The 20,149-nt window shown below is 52.8% G+C and carries 17 protein-coding genes; 14 read left to right on the top strand and 3 right to left on the bottom strand.

All coding sequences use genetic code 11. From position 1 onward, the window contains the following. Window positions 1-109 precede the first annotated feature (109 nt). The 7 genes from LK536_RS45640 to LK536_RS45610 all read left to right on the top strand — a co-directional run bounded on the left by LK536_RS45640 (window position 110) and on the right by LK536_RS45610 (window position 9,192). A complete protein-coding gene (locus tag LK536_RS45640; RefSeq protein ID WP_227795819.1) occupies window positions 110-2,593 on the top strand; it encodes a glycoside hydrolase family 28 protein in 2,484 nt (827 codons plus the stop codon). A 26-nt stretch (window positions 2,594-2,619) separates the two neighbouring features. Next, window positions 2,620-4,086: a sensor histidine kinase gene (locus tag LK536_RS45635; protein ID WP_227795818.1), complete on the top strand. Its 1,467-nt coding sequence runs from the start codon at window positions 2,620-2,622 to the stop codon at window positions 4,084-4,086. Next, window positions 4,067-5,041, top strand: a complete 975-nt coding sequence (locus LK536_RS45630; RefSeq protein WP_227795817.1) for a response regulator transcription factor — start codon at window positions 4,067-4,069, stop codon at window positions 5,039-5,041. The genes LK536_RS45635 and LK536_RS45630 overlap by 20 nt, the downstream gene beginning before the upstream one ends. Then, window positions 5,038-6,099: a TRAP transporter substrate-binding protein gene (locus tag LK536_RS45625; RefSeq protein WP_040380270.1), complete on the top strand. Its 1,062-nt coding sequence runs from the start codon at window positions 5,038-5,040 to the stop codon at window positions 6,097-6,099. Before LK536_RS45630 ends, LK536_RS45625 begins: the two co-directional genes overlap by 4 nt. Window positions 6,100-6,270: 171 nt before the next feature. After that, window positions 6,271-7,674, top strand: a complete 1,404-nt coding sequence (locus tag LK536_RS45620) for an MATE family efflux transporter (protein WP_227795816.1) — start codon at window positions 6,271-6,273, stop codon at window positions 7,672-7,674. A 56-nt stretch (window positions 7,675-7,730) separates the two neighbouring features. Beyond that, a complete protein-coding gene (locus LK536_RS45615; RefSeq protein WP_008719844.1) occupies window positions 7,731-8,249 on the top strand; it encodes a peptidylprolyl isomerase in 519 nt (172 codons plus the stop codon). 31 nt (window positions 8,250-8,280) lie between these two features. Further along, window positions 8,281-9,192 carry a GNAT family N-acetyltransferase gene (locus LK536_RS45610; RefSeq protein WP_227795815.1) on the top strand — a complete coding sequence of 304 codons (912 nt, stop codon included), beginning with the start codon at window positions 8,281-8,283 and terminating at the stop codon, window positions 9,190-9,192. Here the strand turns inward: LK536_RS45610 and LK536_RS45605 are convergent. Next, window positions 9,107-9,778 (bottom strand): hypothetical protein, encoded by a 672-nt coding sequence (locus tag LK536_RS45605; RefSeq protein WP_227795814.1) that lies wholly within the window; start codon window positions 9,776-9,778, stop codon window positions 9,107-9,109. The two genes, LK536_RS45610 and LK536_RS45605, sit on opposite strands and share 86 nt — an antisense overlap. A gap of 172 nt (window positions 9,779-9,950) precedes the next feature. Here LK536_RS45605 and LK536_RS45600 point away from each other — a divergent pair, with 172 nt between their 5' ends. The 4 genes from LK536_RS45600 to LK536_RS45585 all read left to right on the top strand — a co-directional run bounded on the left by LK536_RS45600 (window position 9,951) and on the right by LK536_RS45585 (window position 12,813). Beyond that, window positions 9,951-10,679, top strand: coding sequence for a YesL family protein (locus tag LK536_RS45600; protein WP_025485541.1), 729 nt, complete (start codon window positions 9,951-9,953; stop codon window positions 10,677-10,679). 254 nt (window positions 10,680-10,933) lie between these two features. Beyond that, a complete protein-coding gene (gene ispE, locus LK536_RS45595) occupies window positions 10,934-11,830 on the top strand; it encodes a 4-(cytidine 5'-diphospho)-2-C-methyl-D-erythritol kinase (protein ID WP_227795813.1) in 897 nt (298 codons plus the stop codon). A 78-nt stretch (window positions 11,831-11,908) separates the two neighbouring features. After that, window positions 11,909-12,610 (top strand): GntR family transcriptional regulator, encoded by a 702-nt coding sequence (locus LK536_RS45590; RefSeq protein WP_008719836.1) that lies wholly within the window; start codon window positions 11,909-11,911, stop codon window positions 12,608-12,610. Beyond that, window positions 12,610-12,813 carry a hypothetical protein gene (locus tag LK536_RS45585; RefSeq protein ID WP_008719834.1) on the top strand — a complete coding sequence of 68 codons (204 nt, stop codon included), beginning with the start codon at window positions 12,610-12,612 and terminating at the stop codon, window positions 12,811-12,813. Before LK536_RS45590 ends, LK536_RS45585 begins: the two co-directional genes overlap by 1 nt. Window positions 12,814-13,077: 264 nt before the next feature. On the opposite strand, the gene spoIIR is transcribed toward LK536_RS45585, so the two are convergent. Continuing rightward, window positions 13,078-13,713 (bottom strand): stage II sporulation protein R, encoded by a 636-nt coding sequence (gene spoIIR, locus LK536_RS45580; RefSeq protein WP_227795812.1) that lies wholly within the window; start codon window positions 13,711-13,713, stop codon window positions 13,078-13,080. Between the two features lie 144 nt (window positions 13,714-13,857). Between spoIIR and LK536_RS45575 the strand changes: the two genes are divergently transcribed. After that, window positions 13,858-14,919, top strand: a complete 1,062-nt coding sequence (locus tag LK536_RS45575) for a D-alanine--D-alanine ligase family protein (RefSeq protein ID WP_025485542.1) — start codon at window positions 13,858-13,860, stop codon at window positions 14,917-14,919. A 17-nt stretch (window positions 14,920-14,936) separates the two neighbouring features. Beyond that, the gene (locus LK536_RS45570; protein ID WP_008719828.1) at window positions 14,937-15,377 is read left to right on the top strand and encodes a YwiB family protein; all 441 of its coding nucleotides are present in this window, start codon (window positions 14,937-14,939) and stop codon (window positions 15,375-15,377) included. Window positions 15,378-15,444: 67 nt separating this feature from the next. Here the strand turns inward: LK536_RS45570 and LK536_RS45565 are convergent, their stop codons facing one another. Next, window positions 15,445-15,894: a hypothetical protein gene (locus tag LK536_RS45565; RefSeq protein WP_008719826.1), complete on the bottom strand. Its 450-nt coding sequence runs from the start codon at window positions 15,892-15,894 to the stop codon at window positions 15,445-15,447. Between the two features lie 348 nt (window positions 15,895-16,242). Between LK536_RS45565 and rpoB the strand changes: the two genes are divergently transcribed. Further along, window positions 16,243-20,133 (top strand): DNA-directed RNA polymerase subunit beta, encoded by a 3,891-nt coding sequence (gene rpoB, locus LK536_RS45560; protein WP_227795811.1) that lies wholly within the window; start codon window positions 16,243-16,245, stop codon window positions 20,131-20,133. Window positions 20,134-20,149 lie beyond the last annotated feature (16 nt).

Raw genomic sequence — 20,149 nt, 5'->3', positions numbered from 1 at the left:
CCGCTGGAAATCCGTATCCGGATATTCCGGCGGCTTTTCCTGTATTGACGGGAGTCCGGAGAATGAATACAATAGAAATCAATTAACATGAGGAAAAGGAAACGTGTTTATGATGAGGAACAGGACAGGACTTCTGGCCGCCGCGGCCATCGCAATCCTGCTTACTGCCTGTGCGGCTGGTGATATGGATGGAAGCGCGGGCGGTGGACAAGGCGTGGCTGTGGGGCAGGGAATGGATGCGGCCGGGGGCCAGGGAGTGGATGCGGCCGGGGGGCAGGGAGTGGATGCGGCCGGGGGGCAGGGAGTGGATGCGGCCGGGGGCCAGGGAATGGGTGCTGCCGGGAGCCAGGGAGTGGGTGCGGCCGGGAACCCGGAAACGGACAGTGCCGTGACCCAGGGAATAGGAAACGCAGGGATACATATCGGGAAGAATACGGTGGGGGATATGGACGGAAGTATTATGTCCTCCGGCAGCCCGGCTTCCAATGCCCAACGTAGCTCTCCTAGCTGGAGTACGGCGGAATCCATATTGGAGCAGATCCACGACCCGGTATTCCCCAATCTGCGGGTGGATGTGACGGATTACGGCGCGGTTCCGGATGACGGTATCCTGGATACAAAGGCAATCCAGGCGGCAATTGACCATGTAAGCGCCCAGGGGGGAGGCATGGTGGTGATACCCAAGGGCAGCTTTGATACAGGAGCCATTGTGCTGAAGGAAAATGTCAACCTGCACCTGGAATCAGAGGACACGGTCCTGTGCTTTACCAGGGACATCATCCCGGAGAATTATCCTTTGGTGCTGGCGTATTACGAGGGAGCGCCCTGTTACAACTGGAGTCCCCTGATATACGCCTATGGGCAGGATAATATAGCCGTGACCGGCAAAGGCAGGCTGGACGGACAGGCGGACCAGGATACATGGTGGAGCTGGTATGGGGATACGTATATCGGACAGGATTACACCAGGCCCTCGTCCTCTGACGTGGGAATCCTGCGCCGCATGGTGGACGATGGCGTGGATGTCAGGAAGCGGGTCTTTGGCGAGGGCCATTTCCTGCGCCCTAATTTCATACAGGTCATTGGATGTGAAAACGTGCTGGTAGAAGGCATTTCCATTAAAAACCCGCCTATGTGGGGCGTGAATCCTGTACTGTGCACCAATGTGACGGTGCGGGGGATTGAGGTGGATGGGAACTTCAACAATAATGACGGCTGCAACCCGGAAAACTGCAATTATGTATTGATTGAGGACTGCCGGTTCCAGGTGGGAGGCGACGGGGTGGCTGTTAAATCCGGCCGCAACCGGGACGGATGGGAGCTTAAGGAGGCTGGCTGGTCTGCCCGGAACATGGTAATCCGGGGAAATGAATTTGCCGGGGGGACCAGCGGTATAGCGTTCGGCAGTGAGATGAGCGGGGATATCAGGGATATCTATGCGGATGACAACCGGTTCGGCACCCAGTCCCTGGACTATGCAATCCGTTTCAAATCCAACGCTGCCAGGGGCGGCGTGGTGGAACGCATCTACATCCGCGGTTCCAGGGCATCCAATATCCGGTATGTATCCATTCACGCCACCATGCTGTACGACGAGGGGTGGATGGGCAGTTATCTGCCGGAATACAGGGATATACGGATTGAGGATTTCACGGCCAATGGCGGTACATACGGGATTTTCATGGAGGCATTTGACCAGGTCCCAATTACCGGGCTGGAGCTGGTGGATGTGGATATCCGGGACGTGGACCACGAGGTCAGGGCCAGGAACTGGAAGGATCCCCTTTTGGAACAGGTACGTATCAATGGGCATACATACCCGCGCCCGGTGGATGTCAGGGCGGAGGGAACTTTCGTGGCAGGAGGGACGGTCCGCGCAGCTGGGGAACTGCTGGGAGCCGGCATGGGCGGTCTGTCCTATGAATGGTATCTTACAGACCAGCCGTGTGGGGCGCAGACGGATGGCCATGGTGCAGACAGCGCGGACACAGGCCAGGCGGGTATACGGGCCGCCTCCTGCGCAGGACGTGGCAGGAGTCTGGAAATCACGGATGACATGCAGGGAAAATACCTGGTGCTGACAGCCAGGGATCCTTACGGGAATCAAGGGCAGAGCATGGCATACCGGGTGCTGACAGGGGACGAACAGGAGAGGTTTAAGGATGGGGCGGTAAGAGGCGCCCTGTCCAGGGGATATGTGGACGCCCGCTGGCTGAAGCCGGATAAACCTGTCACCATGAAGGAATATGCCGGGATCCTGTCCGCTTTCTGGGGACCGGAGGCCGGGAAGATACAATCCGTTCTGGAGGAACAGGGCATACGGATGGACACGGATGATCCGGTGGCCAGGGATGAGATGGGGCGGATTGCCCTTCTGGCCTGCGGGATACCCTATGAAGAACTGATGATTGTGTATCCTGATTATGAGGATGCAGGGGATATCCGGCCTGGCCTGCGCTCCGGCGTGGGGGTCAGTTCCTATCTGGGATTTGTGGGCGCAAAGGAAGGGAAATACTACCGGCCAAGAGATAGGGCCACACAGCAGGAACTGATTGACTGTGTGATGGCAATCTCTGATTTTAACCGCAGATAAGGCCTGTATGGGGGAAAGGACTGGAAATGGGTGATAAAAAGGAAAAAGCAAAATCAATCAAGACAAGGGTCCTGGTATTCCTGGGGGTCATTGTGGCTGTTTTCCTGTTATCCAACCTGTATTCCATAAACAGCAGCCAGAGGTTTGAGAAGCAGCTGGACCGGCTGGTGGAGCGCTATTATACCATCAATGAGTTCATTTCGGTCTATGACAGCAATATGGAGCTGTGGCAGCGATACCTCCGGGACAGGGAAGAAAACAGCTGGAGCATGTTTGTCTCCTCAGGCACCAGGCTTAAGGAACTGCTGGCGCAGATGGTCCGGGATGCAGACGATATGTCGGAGGAAGGCTTCCTGCGGGTACAGTCCATCCGGAACCTGTACCATCATTATGACAGCCTGGCCAGGGCGCCCCTGGAACCGAAGGATGAGATGAAACGGGAACTTCAGCTGTGGGAGATATCGGAGCTGATGAAGCGTTACACAGAAGAACTGCTTCAGGACAACCTTACGTTCGGCAACAGGATCCATGAGGATATCCGCCGTAATGTGGTGATGGGGCAGCAGAATGCCTTCCTGCTCATGACGGCAGTGATGGTGGTATGCATCATTTTTGGGCGCTGCATCACAAAATGGCTTCTGGACCCCATCCTGGCATTGGCGGCCTTTGTGCGTCAGGTGGGGATGGAAAACTTTGACATTAAGGAACTGCCGGTCAGGAGGCGGGATGAGATCGGCCAGCTGAACCTGGCCGTGAACCAGATGAAGGACAGCATGAAGTCGGTCATCACCACCCTCCATGAGAAGCAGGAATTGACGGAACAGCTCTATGAACAGGAAATGGAACTGGAGAAAGCCAGGTTTTCCGCCCTTCAGTCCCAGATTAACCCGCATTTCCTGTTCAACACATTAAATGTGATTAACGGTATGGCGGACATGGAAGGGGCCGGTACCACAGGGGAACTGATACGCAGCCTGTCCAGACTGTTCCGGTACAGTCTGGAGAACCATTCGGACCGGGTACCGCTGTTCCAGGAGCTTACCGTGATAAAGGATTACATTTACATTGAGAAGAAACGTTTTGGGGAGCGTCTTTCCTATGTCCTGAAAGCGGATGTGGACCTGGAATCCTATGAAATCCCATCCTTTACGCTGCAGCCCCTGGTGGAAAACAGTATCCGGCACGGTATCCTTGTAAGGCCCAAAGGCGGTGTGGTGGCCATCCGTATCATGGAGCGGGGGGAAGAACTGGTGATACAGGTCCTGGACAATGGGGCAGGCATGGAAAAAGCCCAGAGGGAAATGCTTCTCGCCGGAAAGGAAATGCAGGACAACCATGCGTCCGGAATCGGGACAGGCAATGTGTTCCGCCGCCTGAGACTTATGTTCCCCGGATGCCGTATCCGGATATCCGGCCGGAAAGGGCGGGGAACCTGTGTGGAAATCCGGATAAATGCAAAGGAGTGCAGGACACATGAGGATTCTGATAGCTGACGATGAGATGATATCAAGGGCAACCATCCAGAGGATGATACGGAATTACTGTCCCTGGGCCGGGCAGGTAAAAGAGGCGTCCGATGGCCGGGAAGCAGTGGAAGAGGCGATGGAACTGGACGCGGATGTGGTGCTTATGGATATAGAAATGCCTGAACTGGACGGTATGGAGGCCGCCCGGCGCCTCAGGCAGTGGAAGGAAGGATGCGTCATCATTTTCCTGACTGCATTTGCTACATTCCAGTATGCCAAACAGGCCATCTCCCTGGGAGCCACGGAATTCCTGGTGAAGCCGGTGGACCCCTGCGAACTGAAAAAGGTCCTGGAGCGTGTGAGGGAGCGTGTGGACGGGACAGCGGGAGGAATGGGACGGACGGCAGAGGACAGGAACCCGGCGTATGGAAACAGGGAATGTGCGGAAGGCGCAGGGGTACGTGCGGAATGTGCAGGGGTACGTGCGGAAGGCGCAGGGGCACGTGTGGAAGGCGCAGGGGTACGTGCGGAATGCTCAGGGGTACATGCGGAAGGCGCAGGGATACATATATCAGACAGCGGGTCACACACATTGGACGAAGCCATAAAATCCTTCGGCGCAAGGGCCGTAAAAATCAGCCAGGAAGGAAAGCAGTACATGGACCTTCACTATATGGATGATATCGGGGTGGATACCATGGCACGCATGTTCCAGGTCTCGGCCAACTATTTCAATAAAATGTTCAAGCAGGCTTACAGCATTTCCAGCAAGGAGTATCTGATTAACATCAGGGTAGGCCATGCCATGGAATATCTGAAAAACCCGGCCCTGACCATACGCGAGGCCGGAATCATGGTGGGGTATGAGGACTCCAATTATTTTACCAGGATATTTAAAAAGAAGACTGGAATGACGCCCATAGAATACAGGAACAAGTGCTTTTTCCAGCCGGACGGCGTACAGGGGGAGCAGATACGATGAAGAAGAAATGGATAGGCATCTGCCTTGCTGCGGCCGGATGCATGGTCCTGCTAACGGCCTGCCGGGATGATGCGGGCCGCGGACCTAAGGACAGCGGGGAAGTGAAGACAGTAAGCTGGAACACGCCCATGGAAAAGGACGGGCGGATATTGCTGCGCCTGGCCAACAACCAGAAGCCGGACCATCCCGCGTCCGAGGCCTGCGACTATTTTGCCCAGCTGGTAAGGGAACGCACGGACAACCGGATACAGATTCAGGTGTACCACTCATCTGTCCTTGGAAATGAAGCCGAAACCGTCAAGGAAGTGGAATATGGCTCCATTGACATGGCCAGGGTATCCATTGCCCTTCTGACCAGTTACAACCAGGAGCTGCTTGCCCTTCAGATGCCTTATCTATACAAGGATGAAGCACATATGTGGCGCGTGCTTAACAGCGGGCTGGGAGATAAGTATCTGGAAAGCATGGAGGAAAAGGGGATTGAGGGGCTGTGCTGGTATGGGGCAGGAGCCAGGAATTTTTATACCTCCTCCAGGGAAATCAGGTCCCCTGCCGACCTAAAGGACATGAGGATCCGGGTCCAGGAGAGCAGCTTCATGATGGATGTCATCGGAACAATGGGTGCCATTCCCGTGGACATGCCCTACGAGGATGTGAGGGAGGCCCTGAAGAACGGCGGGATTGACGGGGCTGAGAACAACTTCCCCAGCTATGCCAGCGCCGGACATTACCACGAAGCCCCCTATATGATTATGGATGAACATGTGAGGATACCGGAGATGGTTATCATGAACCGTCATGTACTGGAACAGCTAAGCCAAAAGGACCAGGACACCATCCGGCAGGCGGCGTATGAATCCTCCTTAAGGCAGAGGGAGCTCTGGACGGAATATGAGCGCGAACAATGGAAGGTGCTGGAAAAGGCTGGGGTGCGCATCCTGTACCCTGAGGATAAAACAGGTTTCCGGGAAATGGTCCGGCCTGTTTACGACATGTACGGCCAGCCTTATGAGGATATCCTCAGTGAGATACGGCAGATGGGAGGACCTGGAGCCTAAAGGCGTGGGGATGGCGGGAATGAATTATCAAACATGCCCTCAGAACCGCTTTTTGGATATCCGGTTCCCTGGGGTATAAAATGAACGTCTTGTTTTGCAATCCCTGCCGTGATAGAATAAAAGGAAGCGTGCGCAGCGGCCTGCTGCGCCAGGCAAGGAGGTTGTATACAAATGATGGATAACCAGAAGACGGTTTTATTTGAGCAGACACCGGTACCAAAGGCGGTCATGCAGCTGGCAGTGCCGACCATCTTAAGCTCGCTGGTCATGGTAATCTATAACCTGGCTGATACTTATTTTGTGGGTATGATGAACGACCCGGTCCAGAACGCGGCTGTAACCCTGGCCGCGCCGGTACTGCTGGCATTCAATGCAGTCAATAACCTGTTCGGCGTGGGAAGCTCCAGCATGATGAGCAGGGCGCTGGGCAGGAAGGACTATGAGTCGGTCCGCCACAGTTCCGCGTTCGGTTTTTACTGTTCCCTGTTCTGCGGGATTATATTTTCCCTTCTGTGCACCATGTTCCAGGGGCCCCTTCTGGGGCTTTTAGGTGCGGACTCCAACACGGTGGCGGCCACGGCGGGATATCTTAAGTGGACCGTGCTCTTTGGAGCAGCCCCTGCCATCCTGAACGTGGTAATGGCTTATATGGTCCGTTCTGAGGGCGCCTCCCTCCACGCCAGCGTGGGAACCATGAGCGGCTGTCTGTTAAATATCATCCTGGATCCCATCTTCATCCTTCCATGGGGACTTAATATGGGAGCGGCAGGAGCAGGACTGGCGACGTTCCTTTCCAACTGTGTTGCCTGCATTTACTTTTTTGTACTGCTGTATGTCAGGAGGAAGACCACCTTTGTCTGCATACTGCCCAGGAAGTTTTCCATGCAGAAGGCAATTGTGCTGGGCGTGTGCGGCGTGGGCGTCCCGGCTGCCATCCAGAACCTGCTGAACGTTACCGGTATGACGATCCTGAACAATTTTACATCTGCCTATGGCGCCCAGGCAGTGGCTGCCATGGGAATCACCCAGAAGATCAACATGGTTCCCCTTCAGATTGCCATTGGATTCTCCCAGGGAATCATGCCGCTTATCAGTTACAATTATGCCAGCGGGAACCATAAGCGCATGAGGGAGACCGTATCCTTTACCATCAAGACCCTGCTTCCCTTCCTGGTGGTGGTGTCCCTGGGCTATTACTTTGGAGCGGGCGTGATGACAAGGGCATTCATGAACAATGACGCCATCGTGGCCTACGGCACAAGGTTCCTGCGGGGCTTCTGCCTGGGACTTCCCTTCATGTGCATGGACTTCCTGGCAGTGGGCGTGTTCCAGGCCATCGGTATGGGCGGCGCGGCCCTGAGCTTTGCTATCCTGCGCAAGATTGTGCTGGAGATTCCCGCCCTTTATCTGTTAAACTGGCTGTTCCCACTGTACGGCCTTGCCTATGCCCAGTTCACGGCAGAGTTCGTGCTGGCGGCTGCGGCCGTTATCATGCTGGCCCGTATTTTCGGGAAAATGCAGAAGGAAGACAGGAAAAAGCAGTCTGCTGGACAAACCGGACAGAATTTGTTATAGTTAGAAAAGAATAGGGCCGGGAATATCCGGTCGGCGACAAAAAGGAGAATGACATTATGACCAATCCAGTAGTTACCATTACCATGGACAATGGGGATGTGATGAAGGCAGAATTATATCCCGAGGTTGCACCGAACACAGTGAATAACTTCATCAGCCTGATTAACAAGGGCTTTTATGACGGTAAGATCTTCCACCGGGTAATCAGTGGATTCATGATTCAGGGCGGATGCCCCAACGGCAATGGCATGGGCGGCCCAGGCTACTGCATCAAGGGTGAATTTTCCCAGAACCGTTTTAAGAATGATTTGAAGCACACCCCGGGCGTCCTGTCCATGGCAAGGGCTATGGCCCCCGACTCAGCGGGTTCCCAGTTCTTCATCATGCACAAGGACTCACCCCATCTGGACGGTTCCTATGCCGCATTCGGCAAGGTTACCGAGGGCATGGATATTGTGGACAGGATTGCGGCAGTGCAGACGGATTACCAGGACCGTCCTTTAAAGGAGCAGAAGATTAAGTCCATGACAGTGGAAACCTTTGGGGAGACATATCCGGAACCGGAGACATGCTGATTCTAGTGCAGAGGCAGAAAGCAGGCCACATATGGTAATGGAATACAATATATCACTGGAGGGCAGGTCCCATCCAGTGGTCATATCAGATGAGCCTGAGGCCCTTCTGGCAGCGAAAGCAGCCGGAAGGGCCATTATTGGCGTTGAGAATGATGGAAATAAATGGAATATCACGTGCGCCCACTACATCATTCCTGATTTCACATCCGCCACCAGGGAACTGGCAGAGCTGGTGCTGCGCCGCCACATAGGGCTTCCATGGATAATCGGGACAACAGAACGGCTGATTATCAGGGAGTTCGTGAAAGACGATGCGGTCCGCATCCCAAGGGAGGAGTACGGAATGGAGGAAAATGTGTTCCGGTCCCCGGAGCTGATGGCCCATTACATTGAAAAGCAGTATGGTTTCTACGAGTATGGCACATGGGCATTGGAGGAGAAGGAAAGCGGTGCGCTGGTGGGCATGGCAGGCGTATCCAACCCGCGGCTGCCCAAAGACCTGGAAGAAATGCTCAGGCGGTTTGAGACTGGGCTTCCCGGGGCTGGGCTTCCTGGGACTGGGCTTCCCGGGGCTGGGCTTCCCGGGACTGGGCTTCCCGGGGCTGGGCTTCCCGGGACTGCATTTTCCGGGAGTGAGGATCCCGGACCGGACAGGGCGGGGCAGAAGCAATGCCTGCCCTGGCTGGAACTGGGGTATCATATTTTCCGGCCCTTCCGCCGTATGGGCTATGCCGGGGAGGCCGTCGCAGCCATCAGGGACTATGCCCATGAGGTACTTGAGGTCCGGCTCTGCGCCATGATCCAGACAAAAAACCAGGCCAGCCGCGCGGTGGCGGAAGGCCTGGGGATGGAATGTATCAGCGGAACAGGTATTCAATCATCTGAAGCACCTCTTCTTTATGCTGAGAGGTGGACATCACGGACAGATAAGGCGGGTTCATGACAATCCCGGTCTGGCTGGCAAAGGAGGTTCCCTCAAGGGAAAGGGCCACGGGCTTAAGGACACCCTGTTCATCCTCTGCGCTGTAGACGGAATCCTTTACCCGGTTGTAGAGTTCAGGGGGAAGGTATTCTTCCAGGTCCTGGAATGCATTGACGGTTTCATAGTGATCCACCGCCTCCTGGTCCCCAATGAATACATCCAGGGATCTGCTGGCAACCAGGGCGGATATCTTGGCAAGGCTGGCGTATTTAAACTGTGACATGCCCTCTTCGCCAAAACGGGCTGTCAGGCCCTCATTTATCTCAATCAGGTCCTTTTTGCCAAACCCAAGGGCTTCCCTCAGGCCGGCTTCCAGGTTGGCCGTGGAACTGGCGTTTCCTGCCCGGTCATTGACAATGGCAATGGACAGCCGTGTGGTGAAGGTCTGTCGGTACAGTATGCCGCCAAGGGTCCACAGTGCCGCAACCGCCAGGATAAGGGCCAGGATATGGAATTTATAGTATTCCCAGATATACCATGCCCTGTCTTTGGGGGGCATGTTCCTTAACTTCTGTTTTTCAGTTTCTGCTTCTTTCCGTATGGACATGGGGATGGTTCCTTCCGCAATAAAAATGTCATTTCCTGTAGTATATCATAGAATATGGGACAGTGTATGAAAATTTTATGAAATGAATCCAGCTCTTTGCATTTTCCTGCTAATATGATAGAATAACACCAGGTTCATTAGGATTTTATCTACAGAAAGAAGAGGACATACTATGTTGCAGGGCTTTTTTAATTACGATAATCCGGTATGGCGGTTCATTGGGAAGCTGGGGGACCTGATCCTTCTTAACATCCTCTGGATTGTCTGTTCAATCCCGGTATTCACCATAGGCGCATCCACCACGGCCGTGTATTATGTGACGCTTAAATTGGTACGGGATGAGGGGGATTCCACCATCCGTTCCTTTTTCCATTCCTTCAAGGGGAATTTCAGACAGGCCACTGCAATCTGGATGATCCTTCTGGCGGCAGGCATTGTGCTGGGCATTGATTTCTGGTTCTTTGCCACGGGACAGATGGGGCTTGGGAGCGTGTTAAGCGTTGTGCTTACAGCGGTTTCCGGGGGCATGTTCTTAATCTATCTGTTCATCGCGTCTTATGCATTTCCATTGCAGGCCAGATTCTATAATCCGGTGAAAAGGACACTGCTCAATGCCTTCTTCATGTCTGCCAGGCATCTCCTGCAGACCCTCGGCATCCTTGCGGCTGACGCTGCAATCGTGGCTGCCTCATACTTCGGCCTGTTTTACCTGCCCCAGATGTCCGTGCTCCTCATGCTTTTTGGAATGCCCCTTCTGGCATTTGTTAATTCCTATATTTTCAACTCCGTCTTTAAACGCTACATACCGGAGGAGAACGAGGAACATACGGACGGGACGCCGATGCTGGGAGAAGAGGACGAGGCCATGAAGCAGGCCATCGAGAGTTTAAAAGGCAGATAATCTGTTAAAACATATATGATTCATAAACATATCCATACCCCATAAATACACCCATACTCCCACGTTTCCTTACAATATAAAAGCGCTGCCCGTAACACCTGCTATGGGCAGCGCTTTTTACATGACAGGGGCTTTTGCAAAAAAACTGCTGTATTTTTCATTTTGTACTTGAAAAAAAGCAAAAAGTATTGTATACAATATAATGTATTATAAAAACAGAGATACAAACAATATACATAAAGAGGAGCACGGGGATGATTACACATTTACGCTTAAAAGCATACGGCAAAATCAATCTGGCCCTGGATGTGCTGGGAAAGCGCCAGGATGGATACCATGAAGTGCGTATGATCATGCAGACCGTTGGGCTTCATGACCGTATTGACCTGTACAGGACCAGTGAACCAGGCATCCGGATAGAGACAAACCTGTTCTACCTGCCCACCAATGAGCAGAACCTGGCGTACAGGGCTGCAAAGCTTCTGATGGATGAATTCCACATCAGGCAGGGCGTTTCCATCCATCTGCGCAAGTTCATCCCTGTGTCAGCCGGCATGGCGGGAGGAAGCACGGATGCTGCTTCCGTGCTGTTCGGGGTGAATAAGATGTTCGGCCTTGGACTGTCTGTCGGTGAGCTGATGAAGCGGGGCGTGACCCTGGGGGCGGATATCCCCTACTGTCTCATGAGAGGGACAGCGCTTTCAGAAGGAATCGGGGAAAAGCTGTCGGAGCTGCCTCCCATGCCCCAGTGCCAGGTGCTGATTGCCAAACCAGGCATCAGCGTGTCCACCAAAACCGTTTACGAAAGCCTGGATGCCATGGATCTGGCGCCGGAAGACCACCCGGACATAGACGGCATGGTGGAAGCCATACGCCGCAGGGACCTGATGGATGTGGCCGGCAAGTTCGGCAATGTGCTGGAACTGGTGACAGGGGAGAAGTATCCCATCATTGACAGGATTGAGGGGGTAATGAAGGATTACGGCGCAATCAATGCCATGATGAGCGGCAGCGGCCCAACGGTATTCGGATTATTTACCAATCCCAAGGCTGCGCAGGACGCATATGAGGCGCTGCGTTTTGGAAAGGAATCAGAGCTTGCCAAACAGGTTTATCTGACTAATTTTTTTAATGTGGGAAGGAATTCATAACTATTATTATAGAAGGAACATGTGGAGCAGTCATACAGAAGATACGTATCAGGCTGTACAGGAAAGGGGATTCACGGAATGGAGAATAATTTTAAGGTTAACATGAATGAGTATCTGCCGCTGCGGGATGTGGTATTTAACACATTGCGCCAGGCCATACTTAAGGGGGAGCTGGCGCCGGGGGAACGCCTGATGGAAATACAGCTGGCTGAGAAGCTGGGGGTCAGCAGGACGCCCATAAGGGAAGCTATCCGCAAGCTGGAACTGGAAGGCCTGGTGCTCATGATTCCAAGGAAAGGCGCGGAGGTTGCCAAGATATCGGAAAAGAGTTTAAGGGACGTGCTGGAGGTGCGCCGTTCCCTGGAGGAGCTTGCCATTGAACTTGCCTGCCAGAGGATGTCAGAGGAGGATATGGATGAACTGGAGCGCGTGCAGGGAAATTTCAGGAATGCAATTGCCAAAGGGGAAGCCATGACCATTGCGGAAACGGATGAGCAGTACCATGATGTGATTTATCAGGGCACGGGTAATGATAAGCTGGTCCAGATGCTTAATAACCTGAGGGAGCAGATGTACCGCTACCGCCTGGAGTATATAAAGGATGAGGATAAGAGGCAGGTGCTGCTGGTGGAGCACGAACATATCTTGAAGGCACTCAGGAGCCGCAATATCGCGGATGCGAAGAATGCCACCAGGGAACATATTGACAACCAGGAAATCACGGTTTCACGCAATATCAAGGAACAGGATACCGTGGTTTCAGGACGGGGGAGGAAATGATGGCAGAAGGCACATTTAAGGAACGGTATCTTGCAGGGGAGATTCCCTTTGAGGAGATAGACCGGTATATAAGCCGCTGGAACAACAGCGACGATCCCCGCACCCTGGCCCAGTACCTGGGCCTGAATGCGGAGGAAGAGGATGTCTGGATTGATGAGAGCGATGATGCGCTCCAGGATATGCTGGACGGGCAGAAGGGATGAGGTGTCTGGTGCAGGCAGTCAGGGCAGTAACCTGGTGCAGGCAGTCAGGGGAGTAACCTGGTGCAGGCAGTCAGGGGAGTAACCTGGTGCAGGCAGTTAGGGGAGTAACCTGGTGCAGGCAGTTAGGGAGTAACCTGGTGCAGGCAGTTAGGGGAGTAACCTGGTGCAGGTAGTCAGGGGAGTAACCTGGTGCAGGCAGTTAGGGCAGTAACCTGGTGCAGGCAGCCGGTACAGGAGCCAGCTGAAGCCAGCCGGACCAGGCACTTAATGCAGCAGATCCAGCAGCCGGAAGCGGACACGGACTTCCGGCTTTTCTGTGCCCTTTTCCTTCCGAGGCAGAAGGGCGCCGTAGTCATCCTGGTCCAGAAGGCAGGAAAGTGTCTGTTTGGAGGACTCGGGGACAACGGCGTGGAGGGAATCCGTATAACAGAGGGAAGGATAGAGGACACACCACCAGTTGTGTCCTTTTCCCTGTCCGATGGTTATGCGCACCGCGTCATAGGTGCCGCAGGGGAACACCATGTCCCCATAGGCCTTTGTGGGGAAATAGTCTTTTGTGACCTCCAGGGTGACCCCATAGGGCGCGCCCTGGTCAGCAAGCCAGTCCTCGGACATGGTTTCAATACTGGTTCTGTTGTTTTCCAGCCACTCTATCAGTCCGTCCTTGCCGGTGCTGTCCGGCACCTGGCTGTGGACATAGTCCAGTACAAGGCCTTTCAGGCCAATCTTCAGTTCCTGGTCATGGGCGCTGTCGCTTTCAGCCAGGATATGGAAACGCAGTATCTCCGGCGCAATGCGGGAGGCCAGGGCTTCCTCGCCCGCTGTGCGGGATGACATGGTGATAAGGAATGCGGTGATAAAGCAAAGAGCGGAAATGCACAGACTGATTTTATGTTTCATATATGGTTCATCCTCCCGGAATCAAAGATTTTCAATAATCTGCAAGCAGATGCCAAATTAATTTCTGTTTGTAATTATTGCCACATATGATATACTATAATCATGAAGCAAACGCATTTTTTTGCGTACATAAAGGAGACTGACATGAGTAAACTAACAGTGGCGGTTATATTTGGCGGCCAGTCATCAGAGCACATCGTGTCCTGCATGTCGGCGGTCAATGTCATAGAACACATAGACAGCACACGTTACAATATCGTACTGGTTGGTATTACAGAAGAAGGCCATTGGATAAAGACGGAATCATTGGAAGATGTGAAAAGCGGTGCGTGGAGGGACGGGAAGGTATGGGCAGTCCTCCCGCCTGATGCAACTAAGAAGTGTATTTTACTAATGGATGGAGACAATGTAGAAGAGGTGAAAGTGGATATCGTGTTCCCCATCCTTCACGGGCTTTACGGCGAGGACGGCACAATCCAGGGACTTCTGGAACTGGCCAGGATCCCCTATGTGGGCTGCGGTGTCCTGGCGTCTGCTGTTTCCATGGATAAACTGTATACCAAGATCATCGTATCAGACCTGGGAATCCGCCAGGCCGAATATGAATCGGTTTACAGGGAAGAGTTAGGGGATATGGAACAGGTGGCGTCCAGGATTGAGAAGCATTTCCCTTACCCCGTGTTCATCAAGCCGTCCAACGCAGGTTCCTCCAGGGGAATCAGCAAGGCTGGGAACAGGCAGGAACTGGAGGCAGGGCTTCTGGAAGCAGCCCGCCATGACCGGAAGATCCTGGTGGAAGAAACCATTGTGGGCCGGGAGGTTGAGTGTGCGGTATTCGGCGGTGGCAGCCACGGGATTGAAGCCTCGGGCGTGGGAGAAATCCTGGCAGCCGCGGAGTTTTATGATTTTGACGCCAAGTATTTTAATGAGGAGTCCAGGACGGTCACGGACCCCGTGCTTCCGGATGGGGCAACGGAAAAGGTACGCCGGGCGGCCATGGACATATTCAGGGCAGTGGACGGATACGGTCTGGCCCGGGTGGATTTTTTTGTAAAGGATAACGGAGAAGTAGTATTCAATGAGATTAATACCATGCCTGGTTTTACAGCCATCAGCATGTACCCCATGCTGTGGGAGGCCAGGGGAATCGGGAAGGACCAGCTGGTAGGGATGTTGCTGTCCCATGGTATGGAACGCTACGCATAATGGAAAGAGGATGAACGATGACAAAAGATGTGCTGATCACAATCAGCGGTATCCAGATGATGGACGAAGAAGACTCCGATGTTGAGATGATAGTAAGAGGAGATTATTATCAGAAGAACGGAAAGCACTATATCCTCTATGAGGAAGTGATGGAGGGCTTTGAGGGCAAGGTAAAGAATGTGATTAAGATATCACAGGTCGGGATGGATATCATCAAAAAGGGCATAGCCAACACCCATATGCAGTTCGAGAAAAACAAGAAGAACCTGTCCTGCTATACCACGCCCCTGGGCGACATGGTGGTGGGCATCCAGGCCAATAAGATCAAGATTAATGAACAGCCCGATAAACTGAAGGTGGATATCGATTATTCCCTGGATATTAATTATGAGCATTTGTCAGACTGCAGCATCCGGCTGGATGTACAGTCATGCCCCCAGTCATATGCATCCATGTAAGGACTGTGACGGACAGGAATCCAACAGGGACATATAAAAAAGAAGCGGTCATGCCGCTTCTTTTTAGTTACTTATTCTTCCTGAATCTTGCGAAGAATCCCTTCTTCTTAGGAGGAGTTGGGATAGCGCCCCCGCGCACGCTCTTAATCTGGGTGATGTAAATCCCGCTGATCACAACCTTGGCCTCTGTCTTGATGGGAAGGGATTCGAATACCCGTCCGTCAGCAATCAGAGTCATGACTTTAGGACCGATTTTGGCTTTTACAACCGGTACCTTGGCCCAGCGCATGTACTTGGGCGTCTGGTCTGTCACTGCCTTTGGAAGTCCGGCCTGTGTGAGCTTCATCTTCTTCTTGTCAATCACCAGGATGGATACGGTCTGAGCTGCCGCGTCCAGGAGCTGCTGCTGTTCCACCTGACGCTTCTGAAGCTTGTTCCCCAGAAAATAGAGAACTGCCAGAACCACCACTGCAATGATTAAGATCACAAGCAGTACGTGCATAATGGTATTTGCCATAAAGGTATACCTCCAAACGTAAATATATTATCATTTGCCCCTGTTACCCTGGCAAAACGAGGGTAAAAAAACTACAACCCCTCAGGAGACATTCTATAATAGTATATCATTTTCATAAACAAATTGCAAGCAAAAAATGCTTGACACCTTGACAAGGCTGTGTTATTATGGAGTGTGCACTATTGTGGTGAGGTGGGCTTTTTGCGCCCTTTGGCCTGTGCCTCTCGCCCAATCACAGAGAACGACAGTGATATTTGTGTTTTTACGGAATGGCGTATGGTGCGTCCATACCGTATGAACGGAATGAAAATATTGCGAACCAAATTAGAAAACAGGGGTGAAACGTCAATGGAGAAAAGCAGAATACGTCCGGTACCGGCCGGGAAAAGCGTAAGAATGAGCTACTCAAGACAGAAAGAAGTTCTTGAGATGCCAAACCTGATTGAGATTCAAAAAGACTCCTACCAGTGGTTCCTCGACGAAGGACTCAGGGAAGCGTTTGATGATATCTCTCCGATAGCAGACTTTGCAGGACATTTAAGTCTGGAATTCGTTGACTTTACATTGTGTAAGGATGATATTAAATATACCATCGAAGAGTGTAAAGAACGGGATGCAACTTACGCCGCACCACTTAAGGTAAAGGTAAGACTGTACAATAAAGATAAAGATGAAATGAACGAACACGAGATATTCATGGGCGACCTGCCCCTGATGACAGATACCGGTTCCTTTGTAATTAACGGTGCTGAGCGTGTTATTGTCAGCCAGCTGGTACGTTCCCCTGGTATCTACTACGGTATTGGCCATGATAAGGTAGGTAAGGAACTGTATACCTGTACCGTCATCCCTAACCGTGGCGCATGGCTGGAGTATGAGACAGATTCCAATGACGTATTTTATGTACGTGTAGACAGGACCCGTAAGGTGCCAGTGACTGTTTTAATCCGTGCCCTGGGATTTGGTACCAACGCAGAAATCCTGGAGCTCTTCGGTGAAGAGTCCAAATTATTAGCCAGCTTTGGCAAGGACACATCCGATAATTACCAGGATGGCCTTTTGGAATTATATAAGAAGATTCGTCCCGGTGAGCCTTTATCTGTTGACAGTGCAGAAAGTCTGCTGAACAGCATGTTTTTTGACCCCAGAAGATATGACCTGGCAAAAGTAGGCCGATATAAATTCAACAAAAAGCTTTCCTTCAAGTACCGTCTGAACGGCCAGATACTTGCAGAGGATGTTGTGGATACCACCACAGGCGAGATTCTTGCAGAGGCAGGAACCAAGCTGGATAAGGAATCCGCCATGAAGATCCAGAACGCGGCTGTTCCTTTTGTGTGGGTTGACGGACCCGACAGGAAGCAGAAGGTCCTCTCCAACATGATGGTTGAGCTTTCCGCACATGTTCCATTTGACCCGGAGGAAGTGGGCGTTACCGAGTTAGTATACTACCCGGCCCTGTCTTCTATCCTGGAAGAAGCTGGCACGGATCCGGAGGCGCTGAAGGAAGCCATCCGCAGGAATATCCACGACCTGATACCAAAGCACATCACAAAGGAAGATATCCTTGCTTCCATTAACTATAATATGCACCTGGAGGGCCAGGTGGGCAATGCGGATGACATTGACCATCTGGGCAACCGCCGTATCCGTGCGGTGGGAGAACTGCTTCAGAACCAGTACCGCATCGGTCTTTCACGTATGGAGCGTGTGGTAAGGGAGCGTATGACCACCCAGGACATGGATGGCATCACCCCCCAGTCCCTGATCAATATCAAGCCCGTGACCGCGGCCGTAAAGGAGTTCTTCGGAAGTTCCCAGCTGTCCCAGTTCATGGACCAGAATAACCCGCTGGCAGAGCTGACCCATAAGCGCCGTCTGTCCGCCCTGGGACCTGGCGGTCTGTCCAGGGACCGTGCCGGATTCGAGGTACGTGACGTACACTATACACATTACGGTCGTATGTGTCCCATCGAGACGCCTGAAGGTCCTAACATCGGTCTGATCAACTCCCTGGCAACCTATGCAAGGGTGAACCAGTACGGCTTCATCGAGGCGCCTTACCGTGTGGTGGATAAGACCACGGACCCTGCCAATCCAAGGGTAACGGATGAGGTTGTATACCTGACCGCGGACGAGGAAGATAACTTCGTGGTGGCCCAGGCCAACGAGGCCCTGGATGAGGAAGGCCATTTCATCCATAATAATGTATCCGGACGTTTCCGCACAGAGACATCCGAGTTCCAGAAAAAGACCATTGACCTGATGGACGTATCCCCTAAGATGGTATTCTCCGTGGCAACGGCCATGATTCCTTTCCTGGAGAACGACGATGCCAACCGTGCCCTCATGGGTTCCAACATGCAGCGTCAGGCAGTGCCCCTTCTGACCACGGAAGCGCCTGCGGTAGGAACCGGTATTGAGTCAAAGGCAGCGGTTGACTCCGGCGTGTGTGTGGTTGCCAGGAATGCGGGCGTTGTAGAGCGTTCTGCTTCCAATGAGATCATCATCAAGAGGGATAAGGACGGCAACCGGGATGTTTACCATCTGACCAAGTTTAAGAGAAGCAACCAGAGTAACTGTTACAACCAGAAGCCAATCGTTTATAAGAACGACCATGTGGAAGCAGGCGAGGTCATTGCGGACGGTCCGTCCACTGATAACGGTGAAATCGCGCTGGGCAAGAACCCCTTAATCGGATTCATGACATGGGAAGGTTACAACTACGAGGATGCTGTCCTTCTTTCTGAGCGTCTGGTTCAGGAAGATGTATATACATCGGTCCACATCGAGGAATACGAGGCGGAAGCCCGTGACACCAAGCTGGGACCGGAAGAAATCACCCGGGATGTTCCCGGTGTGGGTGAGGATGCCCTGAAGGATCTGGACGAGCGCGGAATCATCCGCATCGGTGCAGAGGTCCGCGCAGGAGACATCCTGGTGGGTAAGGTTACTCCTAAGGGAGAGACTGAGCTGACTGCTGAAGAGAGGCTGCTGCGCGCCATCTTCGGTGAGAAGGCAAGGGAAGTGCGTGACACGTCCCTTAAGGTACCCCACGGCGCATACGGCATCATTGTGGATGCAAAGGTATTCACAAGGGAGAATGGAGACGAGCTTTCACCTGGCGTGAATGAAACCGTACGCATCTATATTGCCCAGAAACGTAAGATTTCCGTGGGCGATAAGATGGCCGGACGTCACGGCAACAAGGGTGTTGTGTCCCGTGTGCTTCCTGTTGAGGATATGCCCTTCCTGCCCAATGGCCGTCCCCTTGATATCGTGCTTAACCCTCTGGGCGTGCCGTCACGTATGAACATCGGACAGGTGCTGGAAATCCACTTAAGCCTTGCAGCCAAGGCCCTGGGCTTTAATGTATCCACCCCTATCTTTGACGGTGCAAACGAGAATGACATCATGGATACCCTGGAACTGGCTAACGATTACGTTAACCTGCCATGGGAAGAGTTTGAAGTTAAATATAAAGACCTTATTAAGCCTTCTGTTATGGATTACCTTGGCGCCCACTTAGAGCACCGGGAACTGTGGAAAGGTGTTCCAATCAGCAGGGATGGAAAAGTGCGCCTGCGCGACGGACGTACCGGGGAGTTCTTTGACGGTGCCGTTACCATCGGACACATGCACTACCTGAAACTGCACCATCTGGTTGACGATAAAATCCATGCCCGTTCAACCGGACCATACTCCCTGGTTACACAGCAGCCACTGGGCGGTAAGGCACAGTTCGGCGGACAGCGTTTCGGTGAGATGGAGGTTTGGGCACTGGAGGCATACGGCGCTTCCTATACCCTGCAGGAAATCATGACAGTTAAGTCCGATGACGTTGTAGGCCGTGTAAAGACCTATGAGGCCATCATCAAGGGCGAGAATATACCTGAGCCGGGCGTGCCTGAGTCCTTTAAGGTACTCCTTAAGGAGATGCAGTCCCTTGGCCTGGATGTACAGGTCCTGAGGGATGACGGCACCGAGGTTGAGATGGCGGAAAATATTGATTACGGCGATACTGAGCTGCGCGCCATGTTAGAGGGCGACCGCCGCTTTGGCTCTTCTGAGGAGCCCTATGCTGAGTTCGGATACCAGAAGCAGGAGTTCAAGGATAATGAACTTGTGACAGTGGAGGACGAAGTAGCAGTAGAGGACGATTTGGCCGATGATTACACCGACGATGCGGAGGACGAACTGATTTTGGACGACGCTGTTGACGGTGAAGACGAAGAATAAGAAGGGAGTTAATGCT

Origin of the sequence: Clostridium pacaense (assembly GCF_020709765.2) — a bacterium.
Lineage (GTDB): Bacteria > Bacillota > Clostridia > Lachnospirales > Lachnospiraceae > Enterocloster > Enterocloster hominis.
Note: the sequence above shows the minus strand (reverse complement) of the source record. Positions and strands in the feature narration are given on the sequence as shown.